Source organism: Winogradskyella sp. ECml5-4 (genome assembly GCF_036903175.1).
Classification (GTDB): domain Bacteria; phylum Bacteroidota; class Bacteroidia; order Flavobacteriales; family Flavobacteriaceae; genus Winogradskyella; species Winogradskyella damuponensis.
The window spans coordinates 1-15,032 of the sequence record NZ_JAYJLF010000011.1 but is presented as its reverse complement, the minus strand read 5'-3'; the positions used below and the strand labels follow the sequence as shown (position 1 = coordinate 15,032).

The window sequence follows — 15,032 nt, the reverse complement described above, 5'->3', positions numbered from 1 at the left end:
GTGATTATTTTTATAAATTAGGCCTATGTAAAAACCACTATTGCTATGAGAAAATTTATCACTTTAATTATTGTTATTGCTAGTGTGCAATTAACTAAAGCCCAAGATTTAGAAACTATTTTGCTTGCATCAGAGGATGCTAGTTTGCTTACGCAGAATTATTTAAATCCAGCAATGGTGGGATTAATGTATAGTATGAATGGTGGTTGGGCAACAACAGCAAAAGTTCATAAAAAGTTTGGCTTTGATATTACTATTGGTGTTAATGCCTCTTTTGTACCAGATGCAGCTAAAACATTTGCATTTAATCCAGCAGATTACCCTTTTTTATCTGTAGCTAGTGGGCAAAACAAGTTACCAACCGTAATGAGCGAGGATGATACAGAAGCGACTATAGATGTTTCAATACCAAATGGAGATGGCACCTCTAGAGTAATAAGTTTTGATATGCCTGGAGGTATTACTGAAGATTTACCTGTAAATGCAGTGCCTGCTCCAACAGTGCAAATTGGGTTTGGATTACCATTTAAAACAGATATTAAGGCGCGTTTTGTGCCAACTCAAAATTATGATGATGTTGAAGCTAAGCTGCTTGGTTTTGGATTGCAGCACGACTTAACACAATATTTAGGCCCCTTAGATAAATTGCCACTTAGTGTATCTGTTTTAGGTGCATTTACGAGTATGAGTGTCACTTATGCAATGTCAGATACCGATAATTCTGATAACGTTTTTGTTACAAATGGCGAAGCAGAATTTAAAATGAATACATGGACGGTTCAGGCATTAGCTTCTTTAGATTTTAAATTAATTACATTCTACGGAAGTCTTGGTTATAACAACGGGAAGACAACAGCTAAAATGAAAGGGGATTATACACTAACTTACGATGTAGAAGATAGTAATGGAAACCAAATGGGGACGGTTCAAGAAGAGATAAGCGACCCTATAAATTTGAATTTTGAGGCAAATGGAATGAGAGCAACATTAGGCACAAGATTAAATTTAGGATTCTTTAAAATATTTGGCGATTATACGTTTCAAAAATATAATACAGCTACAGTTGGTATAGCGTTGAGCTTCAGATAAGATTAGATCTTAAAACAAGAGACTAAAGCACAAGATTTACTCTTGTGCTTTCTTCGTTTAAAGCAATTTTATTCGTAATTTTACAATCATTTAAAACAATTAGTTTCACATAATAAAACATATAAAACAAATGAAAGTAACCGTAGTTGGCGCAGGAGCTGTAGGGGCAAGTTGTGCAGAGTATATTGCAATTAAAAACTTTGCTTCAGAAGTTGTAATTTTAGATATTAAAGAAGGCTATGCAGAAGGTAAGGCAATGGACTTAATGCAATGTGCATCTTTAAATGGGTTTGATACTAAAATTACAGGAAGTACAAACGATTATTCTAAAACAGCAAATAGTGATATTTGTGTAATTACTTCTGGTATTCCTCGTAAACCAGGTATGACACGTGAAGAATTAATAGGTATTAATGCAGGTATTGTAAAAACAGTATCAACAAGTTTAGTAGAGCATTCTCCAAATACAATTATTATTGTTGTAAGTAATCCAATGGATACAATGACGTATTTGGTACACAAAACTACAGGTTTACCAAAACACAGAATTATAGGAATGGGTGGAGCGTTAGATTCTGCACGTTTTAAATACAGATTAGCTGAAGCATTAGAAGCACCTATTAGTGATGTAGATGGTATGGTAATCGGTGGTCATAGTGATAAAGGTATGGTACCATTAACGTCTCATGCAACTAGAAACAGTATTAAAGTTTCTGAATTTTTATCAGAAGAACGCTTAAACCAAGTGAAAGAAGATACTAAAGTTGGCGGAGCAACACTAACAAAATTATTAGGTACTTCAGCTTGGTATGCTCCAGGTGCTGCAGTAAGTGGCTTAGTTCAGGCTATTGCTTGTGACCAAAAGAAAATATTTCCATGTTCAGCCTTGTTAGATGGTGAATATGGTTTAAGCGATTTATGTATTGGTGTACCAGTAATTTTAGGTAGAAAAGGAATTGAAAAGATTGTAGACGTACCTTTAAGTGCTGCTGAAAAAGCACATATGGTAGAAAGTGCAGAAGGTGTAAAAAAGACTAATGGATTATTAGAACTTTAATTATATCAATAGATTAATTATTTCACAATAACCTTGCTAACTCATCAGTTGGTGAGGTTTTTGTTTTAATTAAGGTAAGTTTATGAGATTTCACCCGAAGATGTGACCAAAATAGAAGGTTTGTAGGTCATAAATTTCAAAATATTTAGAATAAAGACGGTAGAAATACAGTCTTTATTTTTTTGTCTATATTTGGCGCATGAAAACCAAACTAAAATTTGGAATATTAGCTTTACTCTTAGCGTTTTTAGGAACGTTTATAGAGCATACAACGCTACCAAATCAACAGATTGTAATTCAGTTTTCAGATACGTCTATTACAGCTGAAGATACTGAAAATGCTATTGAAGCCATTCAAGGCAAATTACAAAGTATTGGTGTTACTCAAATTCAGATTGGTCAAAATAATAAAGGTCAGCTTAGAATTACCTATCATAGTGATGCAAATGTGGCTTATATTCAGAAGACACTTTTTAACGTTGAAGAGTTAAAGTTAGCTTACAATTCCTCTCAAAACCATTCAAATAATTTTCCAGAGAAGAAAGGTGCAAAAAACTATGAGCTTAATATTTCTGAAATTAAGACAGGTAGTGATATTGATTGGAGTTTTGAAGGAACTCAAGTTGCAGAGATAAATCAAAAGACAGACCACTCCAAACCACTAAAAGTTAATTATTCAAGCGAACTGAATAATACAAAACAAAGTAACAACACTATTAATGTTGCTGTTATAGTAAATACGGCTATTGCCAATGCAATAGATAATATATCCTATAAAATTCCAGAGGTTAGAGCAGGGCCAACCGTTTAAAAAACTGTTCTTTCTAAAAGAATTTTTACTTCATTCCAAGTCTTTCTTATTCAATAGAAAAGACTAAAAATCAAAATCATAAAAAACATTGTTGAATTATAGTGTATACTCTATATTTGCGCGTTCAAAAAATTCGACATTAAATAAATAATTACAATGCAAAACAAAGGAATAATTAAGCTTTTTGCGCTTTTATTTGGTTTGGTAAGTATTTACCAATTATCATTTACATTCAAAGCAAACCAGCTAGAAGATACTGCAAAAGAAGCCGCAATTGCTAAAATCGCAGACACAGAAGACGATTACCAATCTAAAAGGAACATAGAAGAGGTTCGCTATTTAGATTCATTAAAAACCACTAAAATTAAGGTAGGTGATAAGTTTGAACCTATTGAAGTTTATAATTTAGGGTTTGCAAAATATTCATATACTGAAGTTGAAAATAATGCCATGAACCTTGGTTTAGACCTTAAAGGTGGTATTAATGTTATCCTTCAAATTTCGGTTAGAGACATTTTAAAGGGATTAGCTAATAATAGTAAAGACCCTATTTTTAATAAAGCTTTAGATGATGCAGAAGAGTTACAAAAAGATGCACAAGAATCTTACTTAGAATCTTTCTTTAGAGCATTTGATGCTATTAAAGGTGATACTAAATTAGCATCTCCAGACATTTTTGCAAATCGTACGTTAAGTGATGAGATTAAATTCGATATGTCAGATAACGAAGTTAAAAGTATCATTGAAACAAAAATTGATGAGTCTATCGTTTCTGCTTTCGAAGTATTACGTAAGCGTATTGATAAGTTTGGTGTAACATCTCCAAATATTCAACGTTTAGGGAACTCAGGTCGTATTCTTTTAGAATTACCAGGAGCTAAAGATATTGAGCGTGTTAAAGATTTAGTAACTAAGACAGCACAATTACAGTTTTGGGAGACGTATAAGACTCAAGAAGTTTTACCTTATTTAATGCAGGTTAACCAAACTTTGGTTGAAGAAAATAAGGCAAAAGAAGCAAAAGAATCTAAAAACGATGCTATTGCAGAAACAACAGTAGATCAAGATTCAACTTCAAGCGCTATTGATGACTTAACGGGTCAGATAGAATCAGACTCAACTAATGTAGCCGATTTAAACCCATTAGGTATTCAGGGGTACGGAAATGGTGGCTCTGTAGTTGGTATGTTCTTAGCTAAGGACAAAGAAAAAGTTATGGCGCATTTAAATGCACCAAAAAATAGAGCTTCACTTCCTGCAGAAATGCGTTATGTAAAATTTGTTTGGGGAATACAAACAGAAGATTCTGAGTATTCAGAACTTTATGCAATTAAAGGAAACAGAGATGGTGTACCAGAATTAAGTGGTGCTGTAATTACAGATGCTAGACAAGACTATGACCAAGTAAGCAGACCAGCTGTAAGTATGCAGATGAATGCTAAAGGGGCTAAGATTTGGGAAGAAATGACCAAAAAAGCATACGAAACTCAAGGTTATATTGCTATTGTTTTAGATAATATTGTGTATTCTGCGCCAAGTGTATCTACAGGTCCAATTGCAGGTGGTAATTCACAAATTTCTGGAGCATTTTCGCTAACAGAAGCTGTCGATTTAGCTAACGTTTTAAGAGCTGGTAAATTACCTGCTTCTGCTCAAATTGTACAAGCAGATGAGGTTGGACCTTCATTAGGTCAAGAGGCTATTGACAGTGGTATGAAGTCATTCGTTATCGCTTTAGCATTTGTTTTACTTTGGATGTTATTTTACTATGGTAAAGCAGGTGGTTTTGCAGATATCGCTTTATTATTAAACATCTTATTAATCTTTGGTGTATTAGCAAGTTTAGGAGCTGTATTAACTTTACCGGGTATTGCAGGTATTGTATTAACTATTGGTATTTCGGTCGATGCAAACGTGCTTATTTTTGAAAGGATACGAGAAGAATTAGCAAAAGGTAAATCGCAAAAAGAATCTATTAAAGATGGTTTCTCTAACGCCTTATCTTCAATTTTAGATGCGAATATTACAACCGGTTTAACCGCTTTAATATTATTTGTATTTGGTACTGGTCCAATTAAAGGATTTGCAACAACATTAATCATTGGTATTTTAACGTCTTTATTTACAGCGATTTTTATAACTCGTCTATTAGTAGACTGGTATATAAATAGAGGTGGTAAATTAGATTTCTCTACTGGTTTAACGAAGAACTTATTTACCAATGTAAATATTGATTTCTTAAAGAAACGTAAGATTGCATATGCTATTTCTGCGGTATTTATTGTAGCTAGTTTAGGGTCTCTTTTTACAACAGGATTAGATCAAGGTATTGACTTTGTTGGAGGTAGAACTTATCAAATACGTTTTGATCAGGATATGAGTGTTGAGGAAGTGAAAAACGACCTACATAATGTATTTGAAAGTGCAGAAGTAAAAACCATTGGTGGACCAAATCAATTAAAGATTTCTACCAAATATTTAGTAGAAGATACGTCTGTTGAAGCCGATGAAAAAGTACAATCTATGTTGTTTACTGCGCTTCAAAAATACCTTCCAGAAGGAATTACATATGAAGAATTTTTAGATGGATCAGGAGATAAGAAAATAGGTAAAATGTTATCTAGTAAAGTAAGTCCAACAATTGCCGATGATATTAAGAAATCGTCTATTTGGGCTATTTTAGGATCTTTAGTAGTGGTTTTCTTATACATCTTATTAAGATTTAAGAAATGGCAATTCTCTCTTGGAGCTGTAGCTGCTGTTTTCCATGATGTTTTAATCTTGTTAGGTATCTATTCATTAACATGGAGATTTATGCCATTTAGTATGGAGATTGACCAAACGTTTATTGCGGCAATCTTAACAGTAATTGGTTACTCTTTAAATGATACGGTTGTAGTATTTGATAGAATTAGAGAGTACTTTAATGAAAACTTAGGTTGGAATTTTGATACAACTATTAACAAATCTATAAACAGTACTATTAGTAGAACATTAAATACCTCGTTAACAACATTAGTGGTGTTATTAGCAATGTTCTTATTTGGTGCAGATTCACTTAAAGATTTATTATTTGCATTAATCGTTGGTGTAATTGTTGGTACATATTCTTCAGTATTTATTGCAACACCAATTATGTATGATACAGCTAAAAAAGGTAACGTAACTGATGCACTTAAAAACAAAGTGAAAGAAGACGTTGAAGAAGCTTAAGCTTACAACAAATAATATTCTGAATTAATTCAGAGTTTAAAAAATGCCTTTCTTAATAGAGAGGCATTTTTTTGTTTCTAAATCTTTAATAGCATATATTTATTTTATAATCCAATTGTAATTCATGTCTAACACAATAAAAGTGCTTTTGTTGAAGTACGGAATTCCTAGCCTTGCTGTTATAGTAATTGCTGTGCAGTTCTTTTTTGTAAATACACAAAGTCTTAATAAATGGAAAGGTGGAGGTTATGGTATGTACACAGGAATCCATTATTACTACAATCAGATATATATTCCAGGCATGTCAGTGGATTCTCTGATTGCAAATAATAATGAAATGGAAAGGGTTTTTAAGCATTTAAAACTAATGCCTAATGATGATAATTTAATGAGCGCTGCAGAATTTGTAGTAAAAAAAACTCACAAAGACAGTATTCATATTCAGATATGGAAACCATCCGTTAATTCAAAAAATGGTGTCTATTCGAGAGCTTTGGTCAATGAGATCTATTTTAAAAAAACAAGCCTGTGATATATTGGATAGGTATAAAAGAGAAATTAAATAATCACATTGAGCTTGCAAGTCAGTTGCTGCTTTTAATGCTTGGAATCTATATTTCTATTATGTCTGAAAAATATGGTATATGGAAAACTCCAGTGCTTTTTCTAGGCTTATTTTGTTGGTTTTTCTTTCGTCACAAGACAAAGCATCCTATTATTTGGATGGTCTTTTCTGCACTACTGGTTTTTGATCTTTATCTCATGTATTTGAGAGTGGCAAATCATCATTTTGTGTTAACATTTATGACGCTTTCTGTTTTATGTTATCGCTATCATAAACGCAGTGATATACTTTTAAAAAACATTCAGATACTTTTGGTTATTGTTATATTGGCGTCGGTTTTGCAAAAACTAATATCTAATCAGTTTATAAGTGGAAACTTCTATTATTATATGTTGAATAGAGGTTTTCTGTTTGACCCTTTTTTAGGATTTTTTCCTGAAATTTCAGAGGTAACAAAAAGCAATACGGAAAGTTTAATAGCCTTGCAAGCTACAGATCCCAATATTGGTGAAAGCATTGTTTTAAAAGATGTATTTCCAAATCTTGGTGTAATTAGTCAAGTATTTGCAATCCTGACTATTGCTATGGAATTTATTGTTGCAATTGCTATTTTATGGAAACCTAAAAGTAGGTGGACGCATTTGCTTTTTATAATGATGATTATAGGTATACTTTGTACGCGATTAGAAACAGGTTTTATGGCCCTGCTTGCCATTTCTGGCTTGTTTTTGTGCAACAATATTAAATTGAGATTATTGTATGCAATAATAGCAATGTTTTGTGTTGTTTTAGTCGTGACTAAACTTGGCTATCATTAGCTATAATATAGTTGCGTGTATAGATATCAGAAAGTTTACTGATGAATAGGTTTAACCTGTTTTGAGAATTTGTTCTCTTTTATTATACCCTAAAGATATGTTGATGTATAAGTAATCTATTGTGTTACTCGTTTGTTGAGGTAAAACTTATTTTGTCACCAATAGCCAATTGCCATGCGTCAGAAAGCCCAGCATTAATTTCTAAAACATATTTAGCAGGAGCTTCTGATGGAAGAGAGGTTTCATCCATAGGCTTTGCATTTTTTTGAAAACTAACGATAGATAAATCGTCATCTATATAAATAATATCTAAAGGGATTTTAGTGTTTTTCATATAGAAACTTCGCATTTGCATATTAGGAAATACAAATAACATACCTTGATTGGTTTCAAGTTTCGTTCTATACATTAAGCCTGTTTGGGTGGTATATTCGTCATCTGCAATTTCAATATCTAAGGTCTTTATTACAGAGTCGGAATCTGCTTTTTTTAGCATTAAAACACCTTCTTTTTTGAAACTCACAACAACTTTGTCTTCAGATTTGGTTGTCTTTTCTTCTTTACAAGATGCAAACAAAGTACAAATTAAAACAATAAATACAGATTTTAAATAGAGTTGAACTTTCATTAGCTCAATTTGGTTTTTGGTTTATAGATAAACATGAAGTATAGTCCAATTAATACAAACGGAATACTTAACAACTGTCCTGTATTAAGAAGCCAATCTGCACGTTCTGGATTTTGAGCTTCTTTTACAAACTCTACAAAGAATCTTACAGTCCATAATAAGACTAAAAACAAGCCAAATAAAAAGCCTTGTTGTTCAGATTTTTTTGTTTTCCAATAGAAGTAAAAGAGAATTAGAAATACAAAAACATAACAGAATGCTTCATACAATTGTGCCGGATGTCTAGGTTGTGTTTCGCCTAATTGTTTAAACACAACTCCAAAATCACTTCCGGTATATTTACCTATAATTTCAGAATTAATAAAGTTCCCAATTCTAACAAATACAGCTCCTAAAGCAACAGGGATTACCACGCGATCTAAAATCCAAAGTACTGTTTTGTGTAATACTTTTTTATTGTATAAGTACATAGAAATAATCATTGCAATTGCTGCGCCATGACTAGCTAAGCCTTGAAAGCCAGTAAACTCAAATCCTCCTTTAAATTTAAAAGGTAAAAAGATGCTAAAGAAATCTTCTGTAATGAGTTCTGGTTGGTAAAATATAACGTGGCCTAATCTTGCACCAAGCATAATTCCTAAAACAGAATAAATAAATAAGGAGTCTAATGATTCCTCAGATTGACCTTCGTTTTTATAGATACGCTTAGTGATTTGAAAGCCTAAAATAAAGGCTGTAATCCACATAAGACTATAAAAGTGAAGTTTAAAAAATCCTAAATCTATAAACTTAATAGGATCCCAATCAATTTGTAATAAAAACATAAATATTCTATTTTATGAGGTAAAGATAATATTTTGAAAGGGATTGAAAATGAGATTAACGTAAAATTAGTCTTCTTTTGAAGGAACTTGAATAAATCCTCTTTTTATCAAAGATTGTAGTGGGTAAAAAATAGATGAAGCATCTTTTTTAGTGATTGAGATAACTGTAGTTCTAGATAAGTTTTTAGTTGTCATCTTTTTTCGGAACTGGATCAAAACCACTACCTCCCCAGGGCGACGGAACGTAAAAAAAATGTACGGGGTACATTTTTAGAGAACGGGCGAGCAGGCGCGTTGGCGAATTTTTAGTTGTCATCCTTTCTCGGAACTGGATCAAAACCACTACCTCCCCAGGGATGACAACTAAAAATCCGTTTTAAAGCCAACCAACCGCCTTTAAAAAAACCATGTACTTCAAGTGCTTCTTTTGCATAGTGAGAACATGTTGGTTGGTACCTGCAAGTCGCAGGAGTCATTGGTGAAATAAATATTTGGTATAATTTAATCAGTAATAAAAAAGGATATGTTAAAAGTTTCTTCACGATTAGTTTGTCGTAAAAGTTGTGCCTTCTCTACTATCATTAAGTTTAATACCTGCTTCAGCCAATTCGTCTCTAATTTTATCAGACAGTGCAAAATCTTTGTTTAATCGGGCTTCTTTTCTAAGGTTAATTAGAATTTCTACTGCACTCGCTAGTTTGTCGCTACCAGTATTTGTTTTAGAAATATTTACCAAGCCAAGCACGTCAAACACAAAAATGTTAATGGTGCTTTTTAAAGATTCTAAATCTGTAGATGTTATGCTAGCACTTCCATCTTTAATTTGATTAATAAATTTTACAGCTTCAAAAAGTGTGGCAATTAAAATAGGAGTATTAAAATCATCATTCATCGCATCGTAGCATTTTTGCTTCCATTCAGCAACATTAAATGAAGATGTAGAACTTGTTTTTAAATTATCAATTAAGGAAATCGCATCCATAAGTCTGTGAAATCCTTTTTCGGCAGCTGCCAAACCATCATCTGTTAAATCTAAAATACTTCTGTAAGATGCTTGCATCATAAAAAATCGAATGACGCTTGGATTGTATGCTTTAGACATAATATCATTGTCTCCTGAAAGTAATTCAGCTGGATTTATATAATTTCCAGTAGATTTACTCATACGAGCTCCATTCAATTCAAGCATATTGGCATGCATCCAATATTTTACGGGATCTTGACCTTTTGCGGCTTGATTTTGGGCAATTTCACATTCGTGATGCGGAAACTTTAAATCCATTCCGCCTCCATGAATATCAAAATACTCACCAAGATATTTAGTACTCATAGCAGTACATTCTAAATGCCAACCAGGAAAACCATCACTCCAAGGTGAAGGCCAGCGCATTATATGTGTTGGTTCTGCTTTTTTCCAAAGGGCAAAGTCTTGTGGGTTTTTCTTATCGCTCTGACCGTCAAGTGCTCGGGTGTTATGTATTAAGTCTTCTAATTTACGTTTGCTTAAAATACCATATTCATTAGATTCATTGTATTTATGCACATCAAAATAAACCGAACCATTAACAACATAGCCAAAACCATTATCAATTATAGATTGAATTAACTCTATCTGTTCAATAATGTGACCTGTAGCAGTAGGTTCAATACTTGGAGGTAAAAAGTTAAAAGTGTTGAGTACATTATGAAAATCTACAGTATAACGCTGTACTATTTCCATAGGTTCAATAGCTTCTAATCTGGCTTTTTTTGTAATTTTATCTTCACCTACATCTGCATCATTTTCTAAATGACCAGCATCTGTGATGTTTCGAACATAACGCACTTTATAACCTAAATGTTTAAGGTAGCGAAAAATCATATCGAAAGACATAAATGTTCTCACATTACCTAAATGCACATTACTGTATACTGTTGGACCGCAAACATACATTCCAACATAGCCATCAGTTATAGGTTGAAGAATTTCTTTTTCACCAGAAAGTGTATTGTATAATTTTATTTGATTTGTATTATATAATGACATGATGCGATTTTGAAAAATGAATCAATAAATTGAATTAGTGTGTTGAGTGAAAAAATTAAAATTGTGTGTCTAATTTAATGTAGTCTAAAAACTCTCGTCTTGTTTCTTTAGATTTAAATTGACCTCCAAATTCTGAAGTAACAGTGCTACTTTCAATATCTCTTATGCCACGAGAATTAACACATAAATGTTTTGCGTCAATAACACAAGCCACATCTTCTGTATTTAAAACACTTTGAAGCTCTTTAACAATTTGAATCGTTAGTCGCTCTTGTACCTGTGGTCGTTTGGCAAAATAATCTACTATTCTGTTCATTTTAGATAAGCCAACAACAGTCCCGTTAGATATATACGCAACATGTGCTCGTCCAACAATAGGTAATAGGTGGTGTTCGCAGGTTGAGTAAACTGTGATGTTTTTTTCAACAAGCATTTCGCCGTATTTATACTTATTGTCAAATGTTGAGGCGTTTGGTTTTTTATCCGGATTTAGACCTCCAAAAATCTCATTAACAAACATTTTGGCAACTCTGTTTGGAGTGCCTTTAAGACTATCATCATTTAAATCTAAACCTAGAGTTTCTAAAATATGTTTAACATCACTTTTAATAATGTCAATTTTGTCATTGTTAGAAAGTTTAAAAGCATCAGCTCTTAATGGTGTGTCGCTAGATGATCCTATGTGATTATCACCTAAAGCATCTATATCGTTAAAATCACTATTGATTTTCATTGTAAAATAAATTGGTTTTCAGTTTTTAAAAGCAAGTGGCAAAGATAAGCAATAAAAATAGCATCATATAGGTAGGGAAATTAATTATATAACTGTTATATAATAAAAACCGTTAAAATGTCATTATCCTTGGTGAATTAACATAGGTTTTATTAAAATTTTCTTAATTTTCGAAACTTTAAAAAATCCATTTGAACAATGAAAAAACTAATGATTATTCTTACTCTGATACTCATGCCTTTATGTATGTTTAGCCAGCAGTCCAAACAAAAAAATCCAGTTCCTTTGGCAAAATTTAATGACAATGTAAAGTTGCCATTAACAGCTAATGAGCGTGCTCAGATTATAGAGGTTTATGGTGAATTTGCTGATAAATATGTTTTTAACAATCCACATAGACTTAGGAGTATTAAACATATTCTTAGAAATAGAGTAGAGATTAAATTAGTAACTGATGAAAAAAACAAAAAAGCGTGTCCTAAATTATCTGAGGTGTCCGTTTTTGATGGTTTTGTTTCGGAACTAAAACGAGATGAAAACTTTAATCCTAATACTTTTAATCCACTAAAGTATAATTTTGAATTTCATTCTAGAGCAGCAGCGATGTATCAGGTAGATGGTACAAATTATTATATCATTATTAAGTCTCAATATCAATAAAATTATAAACATGAAGTATATAATTACTATAATTTCTATATTATTTACATCGCTAATGTTGGCTCAGGATGTAAATATGCAAACAGCAACAGTTAGTCAATGTGGTGGGGTTTTTTACGATTCAGGAGGTGAATTTGGCAACTATGGAGATGGTGAAAATTTTATCTTAACCATATGTCCTGAAAATCCAGGTCAGAAAATACAATTAAATTTTACCGAATTTGTAACACAGGTAAACCAAGATATTATGTCTATTTTTGATGGAGATAGTGTTGCGGCAACCTCTTTTGGTGATTTTTCAGGTTCTAATAGTCCTGGTTTAGTACAGCCTACTGAGGATAATACTTCGGGGTGTATAACAATTCAATTCGTTTCAAATGCAGCTGGTAATATAAATGGTTGGGAAGCGAATATCGCTTGTTTAACACCATGCCAAACTATTAATTCTCAGATTGATTCTACATCTCCTGCTCCAAACGGAGATGGCTATATAAGAGTATGTCCTAATGAAGATATTACTTTAAATGGAAGTGGTGTGTTTTCTGTTGATGGAGCTGGTGCTACTTATGAGTGGGATTTAGGTGATGGTAATACAGCATCTGGCCAAAGCGTAACTTTTTCGTATCCTGATCCAGGCGTATATATTGTAAATCTAAATATACGTGATGCAAATACTTCAATTGATCCACTTGGATGTGATAATAACAATTTAATTAACCAAGTTATTCAAGTTGCTACTGAACCTGATTTTTCAGGAACAGGCGCAGCAAACTCTGTGCTTTGTTATGGAGAGAGTACTGATATAACAGGTGAAGTTGAAGCTGTTGAATTTATTAATAACTGTACACCTCCTGTGAGTGGTATTACATTTTTACCAGATGGAAGTGGAGCGGTTTACGAGACATCTATAACTGTAGATTGTTATGATTCTGCACAAGCTTTAACAGATATTAGTCAATTGATTAGTATTTGTGTAACCATGGAGCATTCGTATTTAGGAGATTTAGATATAGAGATAATATCGCCTAACGGACAAGTTGTTAGAATGCATGATCAAGGTGGTTCTACTGCAAATTTAGGTATTCCATGGGCAACGGGAACAGTTGATGGAAATAGTAATAATACAACACCCGGAGAAGGTCGTCAGTATTGTTTTGTACCTGTTGGTGGATTTCCAACTTTGGTTGGAGGTATTCAAACTGGCGGTACGTTTCCTAACGGAGATGGGCCTGGAACTTACAATGATTCTTATGTTCCAGCAGGAACTTATAGTTCTATAAACTCTTTAGAGGGGCTTCTTGGTTCGCCTTTAAATGGAGATTGGACGATTAGAGTTGTTGATAATATTGGAGCAGATAACGGACATATTTTTGCTTGGAGTATTGAGTTTGATCCTAATTTACAACCACCAGAGCTTTCTTTTACACCTGTAATTGAGACTGAAGCATGGGATGCAGATGCTACAATAACAGGTACTGCAGGAAACATAATAACAGTTCAGCCACCAACAGCTGGTTTGTATTGTTATACTTATAGAGTTACAGATGATTTTGGTTGTGAATATACGCAGGAAGTTTGTGTTGAGGTATTACCAGAGGTAATTACGGAAGCGCCTGATGATTTATTTGTTTGTGATACTGGTGCTCCTCCTTATATTTTTGAATTAGATTCTAATACTCCAGTAGTTCTAGCAAGCGCACCTAACCCTAGTGAGTTAATAGTTACCTACCATAATTCACTTATTGATGCTGAAGCTGATGTTAATGCTATAGCTGATTTGAGTAATTATTCGGGAACAGATGAGGAAATTATATTTATTAGAGTAGAATATCTAAATTCTGGGTGTTATGAAATATTACCATTCTCTTTAAATGTAGCCGGCCAACCAACCATCAACCCAGCACTAGATTTAGAATTATGTGATGATTTAAGTAATGATGGTTTTGAACAGTTTGATTTAAGCGTTCAAACAGCAGTTATATTAGGATCTCAACCATCTGATGATTTCAATGTTAGTTATCATTTAAGTTTTGAAGCTGCAGATTTAGGTGAAGACGCTTTACCAATGTCTTACACGAACACTGAAAATTCTCAGCCTATTTTTGTAAGGGTAGAAAACTCAGGGGATTCAGATTGTTATAATGCTTCAGCTACAGCAGTTTTTAATTTAGTTGTAAATACAAGAGCAATAGCAACAACACCAGAAGATATGGTTGTCTGTGACGACCCTAGCAATGACGGTTTTGCTACATTTGATTTAAGTAGTCAAGAAGCCTCTATATTAGGTTCTCAAGATCCGACAATTTATACCGTAACATTTCATAGTACACAAGCAGCAGCAGATGCTAATGTAGATGCTTTGCCATCAAGTTACACCAATACGACACCAAATCAAGAGACGATTTATGTACGTGTAGAAAATCCAATATATCCAGATTGTTACAGTACTACAAGTTTTGATTTAATCATAAACGCTTTACCAACACTAATTCCTGTCTCAGCGCTACAGGTTTGTGATGATGATACCGACGGTTTTGTAGGCTTTCCATTAAGTACAAAAGTATCAGAGCTATTAAATGGTCAGACAGGTATAGTTGTTTCTTTTCAT

General features: G+C 33.0%; 13 protein-coding genes. 8 read left to right on the top strand and 5 right to left on the bottom strand.

The features are described 5' to 3' along the window. Window positions 1-45 precede the first annotated feature (45 nt). The 6 genes from VDP25_RS12585 to VDP25_RS12560 all read left to right on the top strand — a co-directional run bounded on the left by VDP25_RS12585 (window position 46) and on the right by VDP25_RS12560 (window position 7,553). A complete protein-coding gene (locus tag VDP25_RS12585) occupies window positions 46-1,089 on the top strand; it encodes a DUF6588 family protein (protein WP_334470297.1) in 1,044 nt (347 codons plus the stop codon). A 130-nt stretch (window positions 1,090-1,219) separates the two neighbouring features. Beyond that, entirely contained in the window at window positions 1,220-2,146 is a 927-nt protein-coding gene (gene mdh, locus VDP25_RS12580) for a malate dehydrogenase (protein ID WP_334470296.1), read from the top strand. Between the two features lie 199 nt (window positions 2,147-2,345). After that, window positions 2,346-2,957: a hypothetical protein gene (locus VDP25_RS12575; RefSeq protein WP_334470294.1), complete on the top strand. Its 612-nt coding sequence runs from the start codon at window positions 2,346-2,348 to the stop codon at window positions 2,955-2,957. Window positions 2,958-3,113: 156 nt separating this feature from the next. Beyond that, a complete protein-coding gene (secDF, locus tag VDP25_RS12570) occupies window positions 3,114-6,170 on the top strand; it encodes a protein translocase subunit SecDF (protein WP_334470292.1) in 3,057 nt (1,018 codons plus the stop codon). Between the two features lie 124 nt (window positions 6,171-6,294). Next, complete coding sequence (locus VDP25_RS12565; protein WP_334470290.1) at window positions 6,295-6,702, top strand: hypothetical protein; 408 nt, start codon at window positions 6,295-6,297, stop codon at window positions 6,700-6,702. Then, window positions 6,699-7,553, top strand: a complete 855-nt coding sequence (locus tag VDP25_RS12560; RefSeq protein WP_334470288.1) for a hypothetical protein — start codon at window positions 6,699-6,701, stop codon at window positions 7,551-7,553. Before VDP25_RS12565 ends, VDP25_RS12560 begins: the two co-directional genes overlap by 4 nt. 124 nt (window positions 7,554-7,677) lie before the next feature. On the opposite strand, the gene VDP25_RS12555 is transcribed toward VDP25_RS12560, so the two are convergent. The 5 genes from VDP25_RS12555 to folE form a co-directional block, all read right to left on the bottom strand. After that, window positions 7,678-8,181: a DUF192 domain-containing protein gene (locus VDP25_RS12555; RefSeq protein ID WP_334470286.1), complete on the bottom strand. Its 504-nt coding sequence runs from the start codon at window positions 8,179-8,181 to the stop codon at window positions 7,678-7,680. Then, on the bottom strand, window positions 8,181-9,005 hold the full coding sequence (gene lgt / locus VDP25_RS12550) for a prolipoprotein diacylglyceryl transferase (protein WP_334470284.1): 825 nt from the start codon (window positions 9,003-9,005) through the stop codon (window positions 8,181-8,183). Before lgt ends, VDP25_RS12555 begins: the two co-directional genes overlap by 1 nt. 305 nt (window positions 9,006-9,310) lie before the next feature. Then, the gene (yidD, locus tag VDP25_RS12545; RefSeq protein ID WP_215927785.1) at window positions 9,311-9,547 is read right to left on the bottom strand and encodes a membrane protein insertion efficiency factor YidD; all 237 of its coding nucleotides are present in this window, start codon (window positions 9,545-9,547) and stop codon (window positions 9,311-9,313) included. A 2-nt stretch (window positions 9,548-9,549) separates the two neighbouring features. Then, the gene (cysS, locus tag VDP25_RS12540) at window positions 9,550-11,031 is read right to left on the bottom strand and encodes a cysteine--tRNA ligase (RefSeq protein ID WP_334470281.1); all 1,482 of its coding nucleotides are present in this window, start codon (window positions 11,029-11,031) and stop codon (window positions 9,550-9,552) included. Window positions 11,032-11,086: 55 nt separating this feature from the next. Beyond that, window positions 11,087-11,764 carry a GTP cyclohydrolase I FolE gene (folE, locus tag VDP25_RS12535; RefSeq protein WP_215927789.1) on the bottom strand — a complete coding sequence of 226 codons (678 nt, stop codon included), beginning with the start codon at window positions 11,762-11,764 and terminating at the stop codon, window positions 11,087-11,089. 198 nt (window positions 11,765-11,962) lie between these two features. On the opposite strand from folE, the gene VDP25_RS12530 reads away from it, so the two are divergent. After that, on the top strand, window positions 11,963-12,424 hold the full coding sequence (locus VDP25_RS12530) for a hypothetical protein (RefSeq protein ID WP_215927791.1): 462 nt from the start codon (window positions 11,963-11,965) through the stop codon (window positions 12,422-12,424). A gap of 10 nt (window positions 12,425-12,434) precedes the next feature. Continuing rightward, on the top strand, window positions 12,435-15,032 hold a 2,598-nt coding region (locus tag VDP25_RS12525; protein WP_334470278.1), incomplete at its 3' end, for a PKD domain-containing protein.

Coding starts and splice junctions, on each gene's coding strand:
- secDF (WP_334470292.1), top strand. CDS start 3,114: ATGCAAAACAAAGGAATAATTAAGCTTTTTGCGCTTTTATTTGGTTTG.
- VDP25_RS12565 (WP_334470290.1), top strand. CDS start 6,295: ATGTCTAACACAATAAAAGTGCTTTTGTTGAAGTACGGAATTCCTAGC.
- lgt (WP_334470284.1), bottom strand. CDS start 9,005: ATGTTTTTATTACAAATTGATTGGGATCCTATTAAGTTTATAGATTTA.
- folE (WP_215927789.1), bottom strand. CDS start 11,764: ATGAAAATCAATAGTGATTTTAACGATATAGATGCTTTAGGTGATAAT.
- VDP25_RS12585 (WP_334470297.1), top strand. CDS start 46: ATGAGAAAATTTATCACTTTAATTATTGTTATTGCTAGTGTGCAATTA.
- VDP25_RS12530 (WP_215927791.1), top strand. CDS start 11,963: ATGAAAAAACTAATGATTATTCTTACTCTGATACTCATGCCTTTATGT.
- cysS (WP_334470281.1), bottom strand. CDS start 11,031: ATGTCATTATATAATACAAATCAAATAAAATTATACAATACACTTTCT.
- VDP25_RS12575 (WP_334470294.1), top strand. CDS start 2,346: ATGAAAACCAAACTAAAATTTGGAATATTAGCTTTACTCTTAGCGTTT.
- mdh (WP_334470296.1), top strand. CDS start 1,220: ATGAAAGTAACCGTAGTTGGCGCAGGAGCTGTAGGGGCAAGTTGTGCA.
- VDP25_RS12555 (WP_334470286.1), bottom strand. CDS start 8,181: ATGAAAGTTCAACTCTATTTAAAATCTGTATTTATTGTTTTAATTTGT.